The organism is Ruegeria sp. EL01 (genome assembly GCF_900313035.1).
In the GTDB taxonomy this organism is placed as follows: domain Bacteria; phylum Pseudomonadota; class Alphaproteobacteria; order Rhodobacterales; family Rhodobacteraceae; genus Ruegeria.
The window spans coordinates 1-16,129 of sequence record NZ_OMPS01000036.1; the positions used below are offsets into that span (position 1 = coordinate 1).

The following is a 16,129-nucleotide window of genomic DNA, read 5'->3' on the forward strand; positions in this document are numbered from 1 at the left end:
GGATACAAGGGCTGGATTCATGCCGATGGCTATTCCGGCTTCAACGGGTTGTTTGGAGAGAGCAAAGCCTGCGAGATGGCCTGCATGGCGCATGTCCGCCGCAAATTCGTTGATGTCTTTTCCGCACAGGGGTCTTCAGTCGCCGAAGAAGCCATCCGCAGGATCGCGAAGCTCTATGCCGTGGAAAAAGAGGCACGGGGTAAACTCCCGGAAGAGCGTGTCGCCTTGCGACAGCACAAAGCCAAGCCCGTCTTCGACGAACTGGAGCAATGGCTGCACGATCAATTGCCCAGGATCTCCGGCAAATCGCCACTGGCGAAATCAATCCGCTATGCATTGTGTCGCCTGCCTATAGCACGATGTTTTCTGGATAGTGGCTGCCTGGAACTCGACAACAACTCAGCCGAGCGCGCCGTCAAACCCGTCGCCATCGGACGCAAGAACTGGATGTTTGCCGGATCAGAAGGCGGCGGCAAAGCCATGGCCATTGCATTCACCCTGATCGAAACCGCAAAACTTAATGGCGTCGATCCGCAAGCCTGGCTGACCTGGGTATTGGCACGCATCGCCGATCACAAGATCAATCGCATCGATGAACTTATGCCCTGGAATTATGCGGCAAGCGCCGCCCAATAGCAGCTGATCGGCTTCACCGGACGGACACATCCTTGATCTCCTTTGTGAACCTACGGTTCTTGCAGGCTCTATTGTCTGCGCATGCGTCGGTTTGTTGGTTGTGGCCAGTTCCCAGTCCATGTTCTTTGTTATTTTTGGAGCCGCTGTGATCGGTATCGGCGTTGCAGTAGTGTACCCAGTGTCTCTTTCGATAGCGGCCCGGAGATCCGAAAGGCCAGAACGAGACGTGGCAACAATGTCCTTCATATGTTTTGCTAGCCTAACGGCAAGTCCTGCCGCTGTAGGGGCCTTGGGCGAGATGTATGGGCTTCGAGTAACTTTCGGATTATTCGCTTGCATCTCACTTCTCGCGCTGTTCCTTCTCCCGATCGTTGGTGCAAGAAGTGACAAATAGGACGCGGCATTAAGAAAGCTTGGGATCGAACCATGCGTTTTGTGAACCCCCTCCCTTTTGTATCGGACATGTCTCGGTCAGTAGTTTTCTACCGGGAGGTTCTTGGTCTAAGTGTGATTGCTGATCACGGCAATTTCGTTCAGTTCGGCAACGGGTTTGCGCTCCATGACGGGTCAACGCTTCTTCAAACAATCTTTGGAAACGCCAATGCCGCTGAGAAACCTTATGGTCGGAAGAATTTCGTCCTATATTTTCAAGTTGAAGACATCGAGGCAACAGCTGCAGAGATCGAATCCAAAGTTGATTTGATACATTCGCTGTGTCAACAAACATGGGGAGAGAGGGTCTTCCGGTTCCGCGATCCTGATGGGCACATCATCGAGATTGGTGAGGCGCAGCAGGGCTCGAAGCGAAAAAAGACAACTTAGAGTGAAAGAGATCGGCATTGAAGTCAGGCATGTCGTTGCCTCAAGATATACGTTCGGGCCAATCTCTTGAATTGCTAGGCCTCCGTTCTCTGATCTTTGCATCTATCCTCGTCGCCCAAAATCCACGTGCTGCTATATTCGATCAGGAAGTCCCCTACCGTTGTTCCACCAGCGATTCGGGTTTTCACTTTGCGGATCGTAGGCAGCGCGGCTTGCCCAATCCTCTCTGACAAAAATCACCGGTTCTTCGTAGTGATGAGCGTAGATGATGGCATCCATAACTTTTGAGAGAATGCCCAAGTCCCGCTCAACGGATATCTTTAACTCAACCATGGGGTAATTTTCAGTTTCGCCTGCCTCAAACCCCTCTACATGCGCTGTCGTTGTCGAGTCAGGCTCGGGCTGCGATGTTTCTTTCCCAGTAGCTGAAATACTCGCATTACGTTGATACCGGCCGAAGCTCAATGAATGAACTTTCATGACTTCATCCAAAATACGATCTGTATCTTCCGGCAGTGTCTGAACCTCAACGGTCCACACGGGAACGAGTGCACCAGATCGGGCTCTATACTCTGTCAAATCAACCATCAAGAGATCTCCATTTTTATTTCGTATGGGTTTGCTTTGTCGCCTTGTCTTCTGATCGCGCGGTCTTCATTTCTGATCACACGTGGCGAGCACCACCGCGATGAGAACCAGCGCACCGCCTGCGATGGTGCGAATATGTGGAACTTCAGAAAGAATTAGAAACGCCAGAACTGGTGCCAGAGGAACCTCAAGTGTGCTCAAGAGCGCGGTCTGTCCTGATGGAACGCGCTTTGCTCCTTCGGCGAGTGTTACTGATGCTATGGCGAAGACCAGACCAAACGCACTGAGTATCAGAATTTCGGAAACCGGGATTCCGAGTGGATTGCCCAGAAAAAACGCAACTGGTACGAGCAATAAAGAAGACAGGGCTGATGGTCCTGCGCCGGGTGTAGATGGAAACCGACGATAAATTACCATCAGAATAGCCATGGCAACGGCCATTCCCAATGCAAGAAGGTCACCGCGAAGGTTGATCTGGCCCAATGACCCCGAGACTATGATCGCGACACCCGCAAGTGCGAGCAGCGAACCGGCAATAACCGTTCTGGAGGCCTTTTCGCCAATCCACACCCACGCCAGCAGCGCCGCCAACATCGGTGCCACCGCATAAATTAATGATACGTTGGCGATTGTGGTCAGTTTGAAGGCGGCTATGAAAGCCGCGGTGCCAAGTGCACCGACGGCGGCCACCGCGACGCCGCTGATCCCCATCTTCGGGAAATTGTCATGGATCTGACCACGATGCCAAACCCACAATGTTGTGAATCCGGCAGAGAACACGCCCCGCCAGAAGATAATATCCCATGGTGCCGTCTGCACACCTTTGGAAAAAAGCCCGGCTGTGCTGAAGGTAATCGCAGAGACAACGACAAGCATGATGCCCAGCCTGTATTGCGAGCGTGTTGCCTGCTCAATCATTCCTCATGCACCTTCTCAGAAATAGCCGTCCCATGAATGGCCTGCGCATCGGGGCGGTTCCAATACTTGCTCGGATTGTCTTTATTGCCGGTATAGTTGGACCGTGTGCCCCAGCACTCACTAATGCGTATTGTCGGCTCTTCATGGACATGATTTGCGAAGATGATCGAAAGTGTTTGCTCAAGACGCTGCGTATCCTGTGCGATAGAAATTGTAATATCTACAACAGGCACGGACTGAATCGTTTGCTCGGCCCCGGCATGCGACCCTTCCAAAGCGCGAAACTGCTGTTCGCTTGCTGCCGACACGTGCAAGCAGCAGTCATAATGTCCCTGCTTCAGGTCAACACCCTTGCCTAACGCTTCGAGCAAAGACTCTTTTCCCTGCACAGGCGTCTGGATGACCATCACCCATTCCTTTTCCAGAAAAGCATCTTCCAAATCCACTTCTGCCAAACCGACCATTTGCTTCCCTCTACTCGTTTTCTAGGTTCTAGCAGTTGACGCGAGCAGCATACTTCGGTTATTTCCGAACTATGCATGACGAACCTCCCATGTCGCGGGTGGGTGCTCTAATCGGTTCCCCGGCACGCGCATTGATACTGACCGAGCTTTTTGATGGCCGGGCGCTAACGGCCACCGAGCTCGCCAGTGTTGCGAGTGTTTCCCCCGCAACAGCAAGCGAACATCTGGGTCTTTTGTTGGCAGGTGGGTTGGTTACTCGAGAAAAGAGTGGGCGGCATAGCTACTACCGTCTCGCTTCACCCGAAATTGCAAGCGCGCTTGAGCAACTGGCCGTACAAACAGCAAACGTCGGCTCCGCAGCGAAGTCCATTCGAAAAACCCTTACACGTACACCAATCCAAAGTGCACGAATGTGCTATGATCACATTGCCGGGCGTCTGGGGGTGTCGATTGCAGATGCTTTGTTGAAAAAAGGCGCCTTGATCGCATTAGACACAGATTACGAACTCACCCCAGAAGGTGAAATGTTGTTTGAGTCATGGGGTATAAATCCTACAGATCTGAGACGATCGAAACGGGTTTTCGCCCAACAGTGCTTGGATTGGAGTGAACGCCGCCATCATGTCTCCGGTGCTGTCGGGGCCGCGCTGGCCAAACTCGCGCTCGAGAAAGGCTGGATAGCACGCGCTAAAGAACGCCGGGTTCTGGTCGTCACACCGTTTGGGCAGCGAGAGTTGAAAACCCACCTCGGTATTTCATATGACCAGGTTGAGAAAAGGGCTTAGAACTCGGTCGCGTTCCTAGGTCAGATTTTAGATCTTTGTATAGAATGTATCGCACAGTTTCTTGAAACATGGATTGTTCGACCGGAGTAAGATGCACTAGCAGAACGCAACTTGCATGAACAAATGCGCACAACGATACGATCGCGAAAGTTAAATACCGAAGAAGTCCACTATCAGAATCAGGCTTGAGACTTCAAGTTGCCTATCGAACATTATCGGACAGTTGCTGAAGGTTTCGTACTGCCAACTACCAAGCATCAACTACTACTTAGGTCGTGTTGACAAAAGGGATTCACAATTTGGGTCAGGCGTGATTCAAGCTGGTATCTGCTATGGAGAGCCGCTTGCCCCGAGACCTGATGAGCGACGAGGAATGGTCGCTGTTTGAACACTTCATTTTTGCGGTTCGTGCCCCCAACGGGCGCAAACCCTCGAACCATCGCCTTGTTCTGGATGGGGAATTCTGGATTGCGCGCACCGGATCGCCTTGGCGGGACCTGCCCGAAGAGTTCGGCAAATGGTCAAGCGTTTACAGGCAGTTCCGGCGTTGGACATTGGCAGGGCTGTGGGAGGATATACTCGAGGCCCTGAACCATAGCGGGGCAGTTCCGGACGCCCTGCAAATGATCGACAGTACCGTCATCCGCGCTCACCACCAGGAAGCAGGCGCAAAAGGGGGGCTCCGAGACAGGGTTTTGGCCGTTCAAGAAGTGGGTTCACGACCAAGATCCACCTCCGCGTAAACGCGCACGGATTGCCTATGAGAACGGACATCACACCGGGCCAAACGTCAGACCATCTGGGGTTTGATCTGGTGATGTATGATAATTTGCCTGAGCCGCGCGTGCTATTGGCGGATCGGGGCTATGATGCTGATCGTATTCGCAAAACCATGCATGAGCGCAATGTGCTGACCCAAATTCCGATGCGCAAAACCCGCAAGATACGCGTCGGTGTGGATCACGGGCTTTACCGTCTTCGAAACATGGTCGAGCGCTGCTTCAACAAGCTCAAAAACGCCCGCCGCGTTGCCACCCGCTACGACAAAACCGCAGAAAGCTATCTCGGCTTCATCGACATAACATCAATCCGCCTCTGGGTCCGCCATTTGTCAACATGACCTAAGCGTTCATCAGCCCGCAAACGATCTGGATCAGTTTTCAGCAAAAGCGAGTGCAACCGCAGAAACCTGGGTTGCTATCTCAATCTCATCACGCGAGGCTGCCCCTTGGCCCTGCAAGGCTAGCCTGGCGGATGCACCTATCAACTCTAGCAACAAAATTGCCACTATCGTGGGGTTTATGGATATTGAAGGACGCGCCCGTTTTAATGAATGACCAATGAATCGGCCAATCTTTTCGTTTTCCTGGTTGCAAAGTTCAGACAGCTCCGGCGAGCTCCGGGCACCCATCCAGACAGCAGGCAAAACTGGATCATCCAAAAACAACTGAAAGTACTTGCTTACCAGTGTTTGCACTGCGGCCATCAAGTCACTCTGACTTTCCACCGAGCTGAACAATTGTTGGACAAGTCGGTGAATGTCTTCGTGGTGAAGTTCTATCAGGGAGACCATGATCGCCGATTTTCCTGAGAAGTATCGGTAGATTGCGCTCCGCTTCATCCCAGCGCGGTGCGCGATTTCGTTCATAGTTAGGTTCTCATATCCGCCTTCCAGAATGCCCTGCCGAGTTGCGTCCAGCACTTGATCAACTCGTTGAATACTACGCGATTGTGTCGGTTTCCGCCGATAATAGGTTTCAGTTTGATCATCTTTCTTCATTCGGCACGCAATCTCTCAAGGTGTTGCTGTAAGAGATTGACAAAAACGTGACGGGTTGTCATCTATTAAAACACAACATAGTGTCACGTTAGTAGTAGAATCACTCACACTGTGGAGACCTTAATGTCTGAAACAAAAACCCAAGCTACACTTACCTTTGATTTTGACGCAGAATCCCTCTGGATGTCTTTGGGGCAAATGTCTCCCCAGCCTATGTCGCGCGGGAAATATGGCGCACAGGTTGGAATCGAGCGCATCTTGTCCCTGCTTGAACGTGAATCCATCCCCGCAACGTTCTTTGTGCCGGGAGAAACAGCGCGTCGTCACCCAGACAAAGTACGTGCAATCGTCGACGCCGGCCATGAAATTGGACATCACGGAGACGTCCACGAGGCCCCGGCAACTCTCGCGATCGATGAGGAAAGAAAGTGTATGGCGCGGGGGATAGAAGCACTGGTAGATGTCACCGGGAAACGACCGAATGGCTATCGGTCTCCATCCTGGGACTTCAGTGAAAATACGCTGGGTTTGCTGAAAGAATTCGAGTTTGAGTGGGACAGCAGCTTAATGGCCGATGACTTTCGGATTTACGAGCTGGAAGATGCAGGAGGCGACGGAACAGGTATCACCGAATTGCCGGTTTCATACGAACTAGATGATGCGCCATACTACCTCTTTGCATTTATGCCGGTTTATCTGGCTGGCATGAGCGACCCAGATAAAGTCCTGCGTATTTGGGAAAGTGAGTACAGGGGAGCGGCTGAAATTTCAGGCCTGTTCAATCTGACAATGCACCCACAGATCACCGGGCGTTACTCAAGGATGCAGGTTCTGGAGCGGCTGATTAAAACAATCAAAGATAGCGGCCAAGCTGAATTCGTGACCTGCTCCGACGCCGTATCGAATTTGAAAAGCCGTTGAACATGGTGGAAATTCAAGATGTTCCCTTGATCGAGGCGGCCGGAACTCCGGCCGCAATCGGTTACAGTATCGGTGAACAAAGCCGCGACCAAATCTCCGCGACGATTGATCTATATGCAGAGATATTTGCGAGACCCAAGGACGAGATTTTCCGCGCTGCAGAGCATTTTCGGGTTCAGATTGAGCGTTTTGCCCCCAGTTTGTCCGAAGAAATCTCGGCCATGGCTGAGGCCGCAAAGGTAGATCGCCGTTGGCTATTTACCTTAAATGCGCGCAGCGAACTTCTTTCCGCGCTTGCGGTCGGCGAATGTACTTCTGTCCATTTCACCGAGACACCTTTCCTGGGCCAAAATTGGGACTGGCTGGAGCCGCTCGAAGAACTGATGATGTTACAGCGGATAACCGACACCACTGGCCACACAACGTTGATGCTAACTGAGCCGGGAATCGTTGGAAAAATAGGTCTGAATTCTGCTGGGATTGGTGTCTGCCTCAACTTCCTGCCGACCTCAAATCCAACCCTTGGCGTTCCTACACACATATTGTTGCGTCATCTCCTATCAGCGAGAACTTGGTCCGAACTACAAGTCATCGTCGGTCGTGCTGGTAGTGGGAGATCGGCCAATCTACTCATCGCCGACGAAACAGGCAGAAGCTTAAACATCGAGTTTGATGGATTGAACGCGCGAACATATGAAGCTGGACCAAAGGCGACTGCGCATACAAACCACTATCTCGCATCCGAAATCCCAGTTGCTGAAGTGTTGTTCGAGAATTCCAATGCACGACTCAACAGAGCGAGGGTGCTTGTGGAAAACCTCGAAGATCTTGGTCTAAAGCAGCTAAAAACACTACTTTCCGACACCTCAGACCAGAAGAACCCCATTCTTGCGCCCTATAGAGAGATCCCAGCCTTCCGCGGAAAGCTCGGGACGGACTGCTCGATCGCCATGGATCTTGAGCGTCGTCAGATGCACTTTCGACGCGGCAATGATCCACGTTCCCTTTTTGAGGGTCTGCCCGTGCAAGTGGATTTTGCAGATAGAAAAGAGGGTACTGCGATATGAGCCCAAATGCGATTGCCTCGGGTTCATGGCAGGACCGCGAGTTTCTTGTCATTGTTGCACTATTGATGTCGAGCACGGTGCTGGCCATTAATATGATCTTGCCGGCGTTCGATCAGATTTCTTTAGAATTTGCGCTTCCCACAGCGACACGTGTTGGACTTGCGCTTGGGACCCTTTATGTTGGGCTTGCAGCTGGGCAAACTATATTGGGACCCTTGTCAGATACTATCGGACGTCGAAGCACGCTCTCCGCAGGTCTGCTGATCTTCGTGTTTGGAAGCGTAGTATCAGGGGTATCACCCACCTTTGAAACTTTGTTGATAGGTCAGCTCATCCTTGGATTCGGTTTGGGGGCCCCTCGTGTCCTCACCATCGCAATTTTCCGTGATCGCTATTCGGGTCCTCGCATGGTGCGAGCGATGTCACTGGTGATGACGATATTTGTGATTGCGCCAACCTTTGCTCCATCGCTTGGACAAGAAATTGTCATAAAACTCGGGTGGCGATTTGTCTTTGCGGTTTACGTGATCTTCGGCCTCGTGCTGCTGGGCATTGTTAGGCAGCGCCTTCAAGAAACGATGCATCCCAGTTTGCGCCGCGCCTTTAACTTTGCTTCAGTTGTTAAAACCTACCAAACGATAGCTAAGAACCAACAGGCACTTAGCTATGCCCTGGCATTGGGGATCATCACTGGTCCGTTTGTTGCCTATCTCAACTTGTCGCAGCAGATTTTTGAGTTCCAGTATGATCTTAGCACGTTCTACCCGCTTCTGTTTGCAATGCTGTCGCTTTGGCTTGGAGTGGCATCACTGGTGAACGGGTGGCTGGTCACAAGGACAAGCCCAGCACTGATAGTAACAGTTGCGACCCTATTGCTCATTCTAGGATCTGTGTTTGTGTTAGGAGGCATGCGCTATTGTTCGGGAAATATCCCGATCTCGATATTTGTCGGATATGCCTCTTTGTTTCTCTTCTGTCTTGGTTTTTTGATCGTGAATATCAACGCGCTTGCGATGCAAAGCCTCGCACATTACGCAGGCACAGGCGCCGCGTTTGTCGGAGCTCTATCAACACTAGTCTCTATTCCGATCGCGGTCCTGACTGGTGAGCTAACTAGGTCAACAGCCATGCCTTTAGCTTGGTGCTTTTTCATATCAGCGAGCGTAGCACTGGTTATTCATCTTATGTGTCTAAGAAAAGCTCAACTTGAGACCAAGGATTCCAACTAAGCAGGTTGATGCTCAGAGCACCCGACCAGTCGACGAGCCAAAACACTGGCCTTCCTAATCTACTTTGACTGAGTAGTTTAGGAGAGCTTCGATCGCCCGCAAAGTGTCGTCTCCTATCGCAGCGCATAACTCATTATCGAGATCAAAGAAGAAGCGTCGCGCAAACGACACCATACGCTCGCCCTCCACAGTGAAATGTATGGCTTTCTGGTTCTGCAAGTTCGGATTCTGAAAGGTCTCTAGCCATCCAGCTGCTTCTAGTTCGCGAACGGTTTTGTGAACGGCCTGCCGTGAGATGTTCAATCTCCTAGCAACATTCGCCGCATGGTTAGCATCGCAATCCAGAGCTGCAAGAAAGGTGATCTGGCTGCGTTTGATACCCGCAAATCCCTCTGAACAAAGACGCTCTACCAAACGGTCAAGTATTCGCTCTTGAAAAGAGTCCATTTCATAGAGAAGCGACAGCGACCTGCTTTCAAGCATCTCGTACCCCGCGCGCGGCGATTTTCTTGTTAACTTGGTTGACATTACTCTATCCCCAACTATCTTGTCCACCAAGTTAACAATATTAGAGGGTCTTTACCATGTTGAAATCCGTCTTAGTTGCCAATGCAGCATCATGCGCGCTGTTCGGTTTGATCTTTGTCCTGAAGGGGCCCACTGTCTCTGACTTCCTCGGATCACCGCCGACAGTTCTCCTATATGTCATCGGAGCAGGACTTCTTGTTAATGCAGTATTCTTGGCGATGGAGGCACGACGCGACACCCCACGAGCAGAAAGTGTGCGCAGCTTTGCTATCGGGGATGGGATCTGGGTTCTACTCTCCATTGTCCTCGTTGTTACCGGAACATGGATCACAAATGGTCCAGGAATTGCCTGGACCATTGCAGTCGCGGTTTTTGTCGGCATTTGCGGCTTCCTGCAATTCACCTTGACTGGAAGGCGGGCACTGTAATGACACGTCTTAGCAACTCCGCAGAAGCTATCCCTGATCAAACAAAAAGACGCGGTCGTTTGAAGAAGTGGACGCTGATAGCGATTGGTTCGTTCGTTGCGCTTCTAGTCCTAACTGCCTTTGGCGCCTTTGGATTTCAAACGCTTCGCAACAACCGTATCGCAAGCGAGTTTGAGCTTCCCGGCACAATGATCACCACCGCACATGGTGACCTCTATGTGAATTGTCAGGGTGATCGAGCGAACCCCGCAATCATCCTTGAAAACGGTATGGGGCTTGCCTCTGAAAACTGGGACTGGATCCAGAGCGATCTGGCGGAGGATTTCCTCGCTTGCGCCTATGACCGGTCAGGAATCGGTTTCAGCCAAGACCACGCCGAAGCCGTAGATGCAGGACATAGTGCTGAAACTCTAGCGCAACTGATCGAACAAGTTGGCATCACCGACCCGGTCCTTGTGGTTGGTCACTCATATGGCGCATTGATAGCCCGAGTTTTTGCTGATCGTTTTCCAGACACAACCGCTGGGTTGGTTTTGGTTGATTCCTCTCATGAAGATATGGCTGAACGATTTCCACCGGAAGAACGCCAAGGTTTCCGCGATATGTTGGATGGGTTTTCCATTCTGCGCACGGCAAACCATTTCGGTGGAGCGCGAATGATGGGTGTCCCGGAGATGTTTGCCCCCGGCCTCGAGGAGGGTGCGAAAACACGCGCCACTTACCTCTATGAATCCGTTCCCCATATGGCGGGGTCAGCCGCCGAGGCCGAGGGCTGGACACATTCCGCGCAGCTCGCACGTGAAGTGGCCGGACGTGGGCTTGCTGACCTCCCTCTGGTCGTGATCATGGTAGATGGCTGGCCGGAAACCATGATGCCCTCATGGTCCGCTATGCAAAATGAACTGGCCTCCCTATCGTCCTCAGGTTCCGTCACTGTAATTGAGGGGGCAGATCATTTCGGTGTCCTAACCAGACCCCGTTTTGCAAAGCAGGTCGCTGAAGCCATTCGGTTGTTGGCGCAAAACGCTTTCTAACTCGGAAGCGCCTTTCGGTCTGCCGATGCTCTTCCTCACAGTGCTCTTGAGGAATTGGAGCCTCGATACCTCCAGACACCACAAAGTGGACGATCCCAAAAACAGCACTTGTGAAGACAAACCGTTGCGGCCCAAGTTCAAACTAAACGTAAGCGTTGCGTGCAGGTCACCTTCCATCCCTGTCCCTGATCTGAGATTCCGCCTTGGAGTGATTTCTTGAGGTGAGTTTCTCCATGGAGAGTACAAGAGAGTTTCTCATTGGGCTTGGTGTTATCTTCTCAGCTGATGGGAGGCGGCGTTGGCCGGATGATGTGAAGGCGCGGATTGTGGCGGAGACGCTGCTGCCGGGTGCGACAGTGAATGATGTTGCTGCCAAATATGGCTTGAAGCCGAACCATGTCTCGTCGTGGCGGCGGATGGTCGCCGCCTTCGGCGAGTGGCTGCAAACTCAACGCACCCGTGTTTCGGCCAAGTCCCGACTTGGAGAAAAGCTCGCCTATATCGCCAACCACTGGGAGGGGTTGCAAACCTTCCTCAACGACGGACGCGTCGAGATCGACAGCAACCAGGTCGAAAATCTGATCCGCCCAATTGCCCTGAATCGCAAAAATGCACTATTTGCAGGTCACGACGAGGGCGGCAAAGCCTGGGGCCGTATCGCCTCGTTGATCGAAACCGCGAAAATCAACAGCGTCGAACCCTACGCCTATCTCAGGGCCACTCTCGAAGCCATCGCAGCCGGACACCCCAAAAACCAGATCGACGATCTACTCCCGTGGAACTTCAAGCCGTCAAACTAAAACCAGACGGCCTTCAGCCACCGCTTACAACTAAACACTGCTACAGATTAGATATCGATCTCTAGAAATGTCCGTCGTCAGGGATTTTGGGACAGATGGCGAAGGGCACAGTTATGCAAACTCTTCCGGACATCGCCCCAGCCGATTGTCAATCCTGTTTTGTTGAGGTGGAAAAGCGCGTGCGGATCGCGTAACCACTCCAACACCTGTTGGCGTTTTTCGCTCCCCAATGCCCGGATCACATTATTCTTAGGCATCAGTCCATATAGTCGTGCGACTATGTAGTTAAGCATGCACCGGAGCTATGCGCCCCACGACAGGCCAAGTTACAGCCTTCTTCTCCTCAGGGTTCCCCCAGAGCGGTCCGAGATCACGCACGAATCCATCGACAACTGCACCGTCACCGGCGGCGAGCGCCCGTTTCGCGGCAGACCATGTGCAGACATATGCGATGAATTGTCCGAGGTACCATTCGCGGGTGATCAAAAGGGTTGGAAAAGCTTCTTCTAAAAAGGGGAAAGCGAGCGTTCGGTAGCCCTCCTCGACATGTCGCCGCCCTTGGGGCCAGTGTGCGTGTAAGTCCTGCCAGTAGAATCTAGCCAGACGTTCCCCGATTGCGCCATCCATCGTTGGAACGCCGTAGGAGATCAGCGCCAGAAGCGCGTCGGGACGGGCAACCCGTCGCACTTCGGCATAGAACGCATCGAGGTCGAACCAGTGCGCAGCCTGTGCCGCCGTCACGAGATCGACAGACGCTTCTGGCAGTCCGATCCGCTCTGCCGGTTCGGGATGGTAGGTCACACGGGGATGTGCGGTGGCGTTCTCGAGCTGGCCCTCACTCGGGTCCGTTGCTGTTACCCGCCCGAACCGATCAGCCAGCAAAACCGAAAGCTGCCCACTGCCACATCCGACATAGAGGGCGTGCTGCGTTTCGCCGCACCGTTCCGCAAGGGCATCGGCCAGCGATACTGGGTAGGTCGGTCGGCTGGACGCATATGCCGCTCCGCCCGTGAGAAAATGATTGTTGCCACCTTGTCCGGCATCAATCATCCGCCGTCCCTGTTGACAGCCGAGCCAGACGTTCGGCAAATCCTTCGTGTTCGAGTGCGCATATCGCATCTTTCAGAATCGTGCGTAGCGGGGCACCGATTTCCGTCTCCAGTTCGGAAACCGCGGCGAGCCGAAGTTGCCATTGCGCGACTAAGGCCTCACGCAACGCAGACCCGTCCGGCGTGAGTATGATCGCGCGGGACCTGCTGTCATCGGTCGGAATTCGGTCGATAAGACCATCAGCTTCCATCCGTTTAACCGTCTGGCTGATCGCGCCCTGTGTGATGTGGAGGCGGTTGCAAAGCTCCGAGACAGACACCGGCTGGCCGTCGAGAGCCCGCATGATGGGTGTACATCTTGGCCGGTAGGACAGTCCAGCATTGCGGTAGGCTTCCTGAGAACCTCTGTCGAGCAGATCGGTCAGGTGCCTCAGCACCTCACCAAGCCCTGTGGTCGTGGACTGGATCATGCCAATTGATTACATTAGCACTAATGTAAAATCAAGAGAGGGCCGCTGTTTTGCAAGGACGAAACCTGTGATCGAGCCCCTAATCATTGGCTTGGTCTTTCTGAGCGCAGGAGTGGTGAAGGGCACAGTTGGAATCGGCCTTCCGACAATATCGGTGGCTGTGCTGACAGCAGTGATCGGACTGGATCAGGCGATAGCCGTATCGCTGTTGCCATCTTTTGCGTCGAACCTCTGGCAAGCCATCGACGGTGGCGCTGCGCGACACCTGATCCGTCGCCTTGCCCAATCCTCTCTGACAAAAATCACGGGTTCTTCGTAGTGATGAGCATAGATGATGGCATCCATTACTCTTGAAAGAATGCCCAAGTCCCGCTCAACAGATATCTTTAACTCAACCGTGGGGTAGTTTTCAGTTTCGCCTGCCTCATGGTCCGCCATGCAAAATGAACTGGCCTCCTTATCGTCCTCAGGTTCCGCTACTGTGATTGAGGGGGCAGATCATTTCGGTGTCCTAACCAGCCCCCGTTTTGCAAAGCAGGTCGCTGAAACCGTTCGATTGGTGGCACAAGACGCTTTCTAACTCGGTAGGGCATTGCCCTACCAAATTAGTGTGCTGCGAACGGCGAGGGAGCTCCTTGTTCATAGCCAAATCTTTAGGGTTCTTGGGTTTTCCCTCGCCGCGCCAGCAGGCTCCGTTCCCGTGAGTTGAGACGAGACAAAAACTCGTGCGCAACCAGGTCCTCTTACAAGAAGGGCGGCTCATTGATTCAACCGTGAACACTAGCTTGAGCCAACTAAGGCGCAAGACTCAAACGAAGAAGACATGAAGAAGGACAGTGACCGGACGAGTAAAGGGGACAGCTCACGAAAGAGCAAATTGTTGTTCAATGCAGCAACCAGTGCCTAGGATAGGAAAGCATAAGAATGAGGAGCGGTATCCATATGTCCTGACATCCAAGGGGATCCTAACAGAGCCGCTCCAGCAAACACTCCATCCATACATGTTTAAGTGCTTCAAGGGCTCCACCAATGGAATGCGGCCTGGTTGCGAACGGAACATGCTCTGGGATCGGTCTTCTTTTCTCGTGAACACTCTGCAAGGTGGTAGCAAGCACTCCCAGAAGTTCTTCAATATCGGCTGTGTCTGGTCACTTCTCTTGCAACGGAATTCTCAAGTTGTCCCTTCCAAAAAACATACTCAGAGATACCGATTGTCTCCGAATATGCTGCCAACAATACTATTCACAAACTTAGCAATCCCTAGGCTCGGATTTTGTGACACTCCGCATCCGTCGTCGGTGCTCTTAGAGGGCGAACTCTATTTCGTAGCAGAGCCTTGTTTGAACTTAGGCTGCGGCGGCTTGACGTCGCAAGCGGTGTTTTCGGATTTACGATAATCTGGTTTGAGTTCACAAAGCAAGACTGCGGCTCTTCCGGACAGCAATCTTGACTACGGTATCTACGTGTTCGCTACAGAGGATTCTACCAGAAAGCAGATCGGTGATCGGTCGCCATTCGGCTGCGTTGACGTCGTCTGCCGCGATTGGTTCGCCGGACAAATACTCACACAGCACGACCGCGAGCAGGAAATGATGCCGAACATCGCAGTTTTTGTCTCTGACGATAACATCCACATTGGTCAGATATGTCAGAGATTTCGCCGCGATGCCAGTTTCCTCGCACAACTCTCTCACGGCGGCTTCTTTTGCAGTCTCGCCCAGGTTCACATGACCACCCGGAAACCCCCAAAGACCGGCATCCGGTTCATTTCTGCGTTTCACTAGGAGTACTTTGTCATCCCGGATGACGACGGCAATTGCCGCTAGTCTTGGGCTATCCGTCATGGTTGAAAGTCAGCCTTTCCCGTTGCCACCGGATTTGCACTAACTTATGGCTGAACCGTCGGGCGATTTCTTCCAAAATTATGTGAAGATGCTTGGTGTTAGCATCTGATCCAGCGGTGATGTTTTTGTCTAGTAAGATTGTGAAACTGGCCCATGCTTTATCTTTGGTTTTCGGAGATGAATTGCCCGACGGTCCTTTTGTTTTCGTCACCAATTTCAACCTCGCCATCGTCTAGTAAATCCTGCAACGTTTGTTCGCGCAACGCCTCGCGCCAAAGCTGTTCCGCAGCCAACATCCGACGCTTGATAAAGCAATCCTTTTTGTAGGCGCATTTCACTTTTGTGGTGACATCTCCCTTCTGGCGGATTTCGCGACAGACGTATGCCGGACCCACACCATCAATAGCTTCAACCACTTCCAGCATCGTGACCTGCCCTGCCGGGCGCGTCAGGCGGTAGCCGCCTCTTGGGCCCGGCACTGCCTCGGAGATAGCCGCCGCCGTCAGGGCGCGAAGATGTTTCAGCAGGTAGCTTTCCGATAGCCCGTGCAGCCGGGCAAGATCTTTTCCGGACATAACCTTTTTCGCTGGCAAAGCCGCCAGAACAAGGGCGCAGTGCAACGCTGCCTCTACCCCATCCCCCAATCGCCGCATCCCATTCCCTCCAAATCCTTCGTGCATCATCGGTTTTGCGGTTGCAGAACGATAATCGTGGATATATTGTATCCACGACTCGATTTCAACCACCACTCACGAGCACAATACAA

At 52.6% G+C, this 16,129-nt stretch carries 19 protein-coding genes and 3 pseudogenes; 13 read left to right on the forward strand and 9 right to left on the reverse strand.

The features are described from left to right. From D9K61_RS13725 to D9K61_RS13735, 3 genes are all read left to right on the forward strand, one after another. A partial coding sequence (locus D9K61_RS13725) for an IS66 family transposase (protein ID WP_120633793.1) occupies window positions 1–636 on the forward strand: 636 nt, incomplete at its 5' end. 28 nt (window positions 637–664) lie between these two features. Further along, window positions 665–1,030: an MFS transporter gene (locus D9K61_RS27885; RefSeq protein WP_120633794.1), complete on the forward strand. Its 366-nt coding sequence runs from the start codon at window positions 665–667 to the stop codon at window positions 1,028–1,030. A gap of 32 nt (window positions 1,031–1,062) precedes the next feature. Then, window positions 1,063–1,458 carry a VOC family protein gene (locus tag D9K61_RS13735; protein ID WP_120633795.1) on the forward strand — a complete coding sequence of 132 codons (396 nt, stop codon included), beginning with the start codon at window positions 1,063–1,065 and terminating at the stop codon, window positions 1,456–1,458. A 132-nt stretch (window positions 1,459–1,590) separates the two neighbouring features. Here D9K61_RS13735 and D9K61_RS13740 read toward each other — a convergent pair whose 3' ends face one another. From D9K61_RS13740 to D9K61_RS13750, 3 genes are all read right to left on the reverse strand, one after another. After that, the gene (locus tag D9K61_RS13740; RefSeq protein WP_216825810.1) at window positions 1,591–2,046 is read right to left on the reverse strand and encodes a hypothetical protein; all 456 of its coding nucleotides are present in this window, start codon (window positions 2,044–2,046) and stop codon (window positions 1,591–1,593) included. 66 nt (window positions 2,047–2,112) lie between these two features. Next, window positions 2,113–2,964, reverse strand: a complete 852-nt coding sequence (locus D9K61_RS13745; RefSeq protein ID WP_120633796.1) for a DMT family transporter — start codon at window positions 2,962–2,964, stop codon at window positions 2,113–2,115. Beyond that, a complete protein-coding gene (locus D9K61_RS13750) occupies window positions 2,961–3,428 on the reverse strand; it encodes a hypothetical protein (protein WP_120633797.1) in 468 nt (155 codons plus the stop codon). The genes D9K61_RS13745 and D9K61_RS13750 overlap by 4 nt, the downstream gene beginning before the upstream one ends. A gap of 35 nt (window positions 3,429–3,463) precedes the next feature. Between D9K61_RS13750 and D9K61_RS13755 the strand changes: the two genes are divergently transcribed. Then, window positions 3,464–4,213 (forward strand): helix-turn-helix transcriptional regulator, encoded by a 750-nt coding sequence (locus D9K61_RS13755; protein WP_216825811.1) that lies wholly within the window; start codon window positions 3,464–3,466, stop codon window positions 4,211–4,213. Between the two features lie 359 nt (window positions 4,214–4,572). Further along, a pseudogene (locus tag D9K61_RS13760) lies at window positions 4,573–5,333 on the forward strand (IS5 family transposase). 33 nt (window positions 5,334–5,366) lie between these two features. On the opposite strand, the gene D9K61_RS13765 reads toward D9K61_RS13760, so the two are convergent. Beyond that, entirely contained in the window at window positions 5,367–5,993 is a 627-nt protein-coding gene (locus tag D9K61_RS13765; protein ID WP_120633800.1) for a TetR/AcrR family transcriptional regulator, read from the reverse strand. 123 nt (window positions 5,994–6,116) lie between these two features. Between D9K61_RS13765 and D9K61_RS13770 the strand changes: the two genes are divergently transcribed. Genes D9K61_RS13770 through D9K61_RS13780 form a run of 3 tightly spaced genes read left to right on the forward strand, consistent with a single transcriptional unit; the run spans window position 6,117 to window position 9,210 of the window. Continuing rightward, on the forward strand, window positions 6,117–6,914 hold the full coding sequence (locus D9K61_RS13770) for a polysaccharide deacetylase (RefSeq protein ID WP_120633801.1): 798 nt from the start codon (window positions 6,117–6,119) through the stop codon (window positions 6,912–6,914). 2 nt (window positions 6,915–6,916) lie between these two features. Continuing rightward, window positions 6,917–7,981 (forward strand): C45 family peptidase, encoded by a 1,065-nt coding sequence (locus D9K61_RS13775; RefSeq protein ID WP_120633802.1) that lies wholly within the window; start codon window positions 6,917–6,919, stop codon window positions 7,979–7,981. Next, window positions 7,978–9,210, forward strand: coding sequence for an MFS transporter (locus tag D9K61_RS13780; protein WP_120633803.1), 1,233 nt, complete (start codon window positions 7,978–7,980; stop codon window positions 9,208–9,210). The genes D9K61_RS13775 and D9K61_RS13780 overlap by 4 nt, the downstream gene beginning before the upstream one ends. Before the next feature lie 54 nt (window positions 9,211–9,264). On the opposite strand, the gene D9K61_RS13785 is transcribed toward D9K61_RS13780, so the two are convergent. After that, complete coding sequence (locus tag D9K61_RS13785; protein WP_162946889.1) at window positions 9,265–9,738, reverse strand: MarR family winged helix-turn-helix transcriptional regulator; 474 nt, start codon at window positions 9,736–9,738, stop codon at window positions 9,265–9,267. A gap of 56 nt (window positions 9,739–9,794) precedes the next feature. Here D9K61_RS13785 and D9K61_RS26980 point away from each other — a divergent pair, with 56 nt between their 5' ends. The 4 genes and pseudogenes from D9K61_RS26980 to D9K61_RS13795 form a co-directional block, all read left to right on the forward strand. Then, a complete protein-coding gene (locus tag D9K61_RS26980) occupies window positions 9,795–10,166 on the forward strand; it encodes a hypothetical protein (protein ID WP_162946890.1) in 372 nt (123 codons plus the stop codon). Then, the gene (locus D9K61_RS13790; RefSeq protein WP_162946891.1) at window positions 10,166–11,200 is read left to right on the forward strand and encodes an alpha/beta fold hydrolase; all 1,035 of its coding nucleotides are present in this window, start codon (window positions 10,166–10,168) and stop codon (window positions 11,198–11,200) included. The genes D9K61_RS26980 and D9K61_RS13790 overlap by 1 nt, the downstream gene beginning before the upstream one ends. A gap of 233 nt (window positions 11,201–11,433) precedes the next feature. Next, window positions 11,434–11,613: pseudogene (locus tag D9K61_RS27170) on the forward strand (transposase); the annotation flags it as partial. A 3-nt stretch (window positions 11,614–11,616) separates the two neighbouring features. Further along, window positions 11,617–12,000 (forward strand): annotated as a pseudogene (locus tag D9K61_RS13795) (transposase); the annotation flags it as partial. 285 nt (window positions 12,001–12,285) lie between these two features. Here the strand turns inward: D9K61_RS13795 and D9K61_RS13805 are convergent. Further along, on the reverse strand, window positions 12,286–13,050 hold the full coding sequence (locus D9K61_RS13805; protein WP_120633806.1) for a class I SAM-dependent methyltransferase: 765 nt from the start codon (window positions 13,048–13,050) through the stop codon (window positions 12,286–12,288). Then, a complete protein-coding gene (locus D9K61_RS13810; RefSeq protein WP_120633807.1) occupies window positions 13,043–13,519 on the reverse strand; it encodes a MarR family winged helix-turn-helix transcriptional regulator in 477 nt (158 codons plus the stop codon). The genes D9K61_RS13805 and D9K61_RS13810 overlap by 8 nt, the downstream gene beginning before the upstream one ends. Before the next feature lie 67 nt (window positions 13,520–13,586). Here D9K61_RS13810 and D9K61_RS26985 point away from each other — a divergent pair, with 67 nt between their 5' ends. Continuing rightward, a complete protein-coding gene (locus tag D9K61_RS26985; RefSeq protein WP_162946892.1) occupies window positions 13,587–13,838 on the forward strand; it encodes a hypothetical protein in 252 nt (83 codons plus the stop codon). Window positions 13,839–14,928: 1,090 nt separating this feature from the next. Here the strand turns inward: D9K61_RS26985 and D9K61_RS13820 are convergent. Continuing rightward, window positions 14,929–15,363, reverse strand: a complete 435-nt coding sequence (locus D9K61_RS13820) for an NUDIX hydrolase (protein ID WP_120633809.1) — start codon at window positions 15,361–15,363, stop codon at window positions 14,929–14,931. A 158-nt stretch (window positions 15,364–15,521) separates the two neighbouring features. Beyond that, on the reverse strand, window positions 15,522–16,043 hold the full coding sequence (locus D9K61_RS13825; protein WP_254055782.1) for an Rrf2 family transcriptional regulator: 522 nt from the start codon (window positions 16,041–16,043) through the stop codon (window positions 15,522–15,524). Window positions 16,044–16,129 lie beyond the last annotated feature (86 nt).

Excerpts from the sequence above, each read along its gene's own strand:
- D9K61_RS13735 (WP_120633795.1), top strand. The coding sequence starts at position 1,063 with ATGCGTTTTGTGAACCCCCTCCCTTTTGTATCGGACATGTCTCGGTCA.
- D9K61_RS13740 (WP_216825810.1), bottom strand. The coding sequence starts at position 2,046 with ATGGTTGATTTGACAGAGTATAGAGCCCGATCTGGTGCACTCGTTCCC.
- D9K61_RS13745 (WP_120633796.1), bottom strand. The coding sequence starts at position 2,964 with ATGATTGAGCAGGCAACACGCTCGCAATACAGGCTGGGCATCATGCTT.
- D9K61_RS13750 (WP_120633797.1), bottom strand. The coding sequence starts at position 3,428 with ATGGTCGGTTTGGCAGAAGTGGATTTGGAAGATGCTTTTCTGGAAAAG.
- D9K61_RS13765 (WP_120633800.1), bottom strand. The coding sequence starts at position 5,993 with ATGAAGAAAGATGATCAAACTGAAACCTATTATCGGCGGAAACCGACA.
- D9K61_RS13770 (WP_120633801.1), top strand. The coding sequence starts at position 6,117 with ATGTCTGAAACAAAAACCCAAGCTACACTTACCTTTGATTTTGACGCA.
- D9K61_RS13775 (WP_120633802.1), top strand. The coding sequence starts at position 6,917 with ATGGTGGAAATTCAAGATGTTCCCTTGATCGAGGCGGCCGGAACTCCG.
- D9K61_RS13780 (WP_120633803.1), top strand. The coding sequence starts at position 7,978 with ATGAGCCCAAATGCGATTGCCTCGGGTTCATGGCAGGACCGCGAGTTT.
- D9K61_RS13785 (WP_162946889.1), bottom strand. The coding sequence starts at position 9,738 with ATGTCAACCAAGTTAACAAGAAAATCGCCGCGCGCGGGGTACGAGATG.
- D9K61_RS26980 (WP_162946890.1), top strand. The coding sequence starts at position 9,795 with ATGTTGAAATCCGTCTTAGTTGCCAATGCAGCATCATGCGCGCTGTTC.
- D9K61_RS13790 (WP_162946891.1), top strand. The coding sequence starts at position 10,166 with ATGACACGTCTTAGCAACTCCGCAGAAGCTATCCCTGATCAAACAAAA.
- D9K61_RS13805 (WP_120633806.1), bottom strand. The coding sequence starts at position 13,050 with ATGATTGATGCCGGACAAGGTGGCAACAATCATTTTCTCACGGGCGGA.
- D9K61_RS13810 (WP_120633807.1), bottom strand. The coding sequence starts at position 13,519 with ATGATCCAGTCCACGACCACAGGGCTTGGTGAGGTGCTGAGGCACCTG.
- D9K61_RS13820 (WP_120633809.1), bottom strand. The coding sequence starts at position 15,363 with ATGACGGATAGCCCAAGACTAGCGGCAATTGCCGTCGTCATCCGGGAT.
- D9K61_RS13825 (WP_254055782.1), bottom strand. The coding sequence starts at position 16,043 with ATGCACGAAGGATTTGGAGGGAATGGGATGCGGCGATTGGGGGATGGG.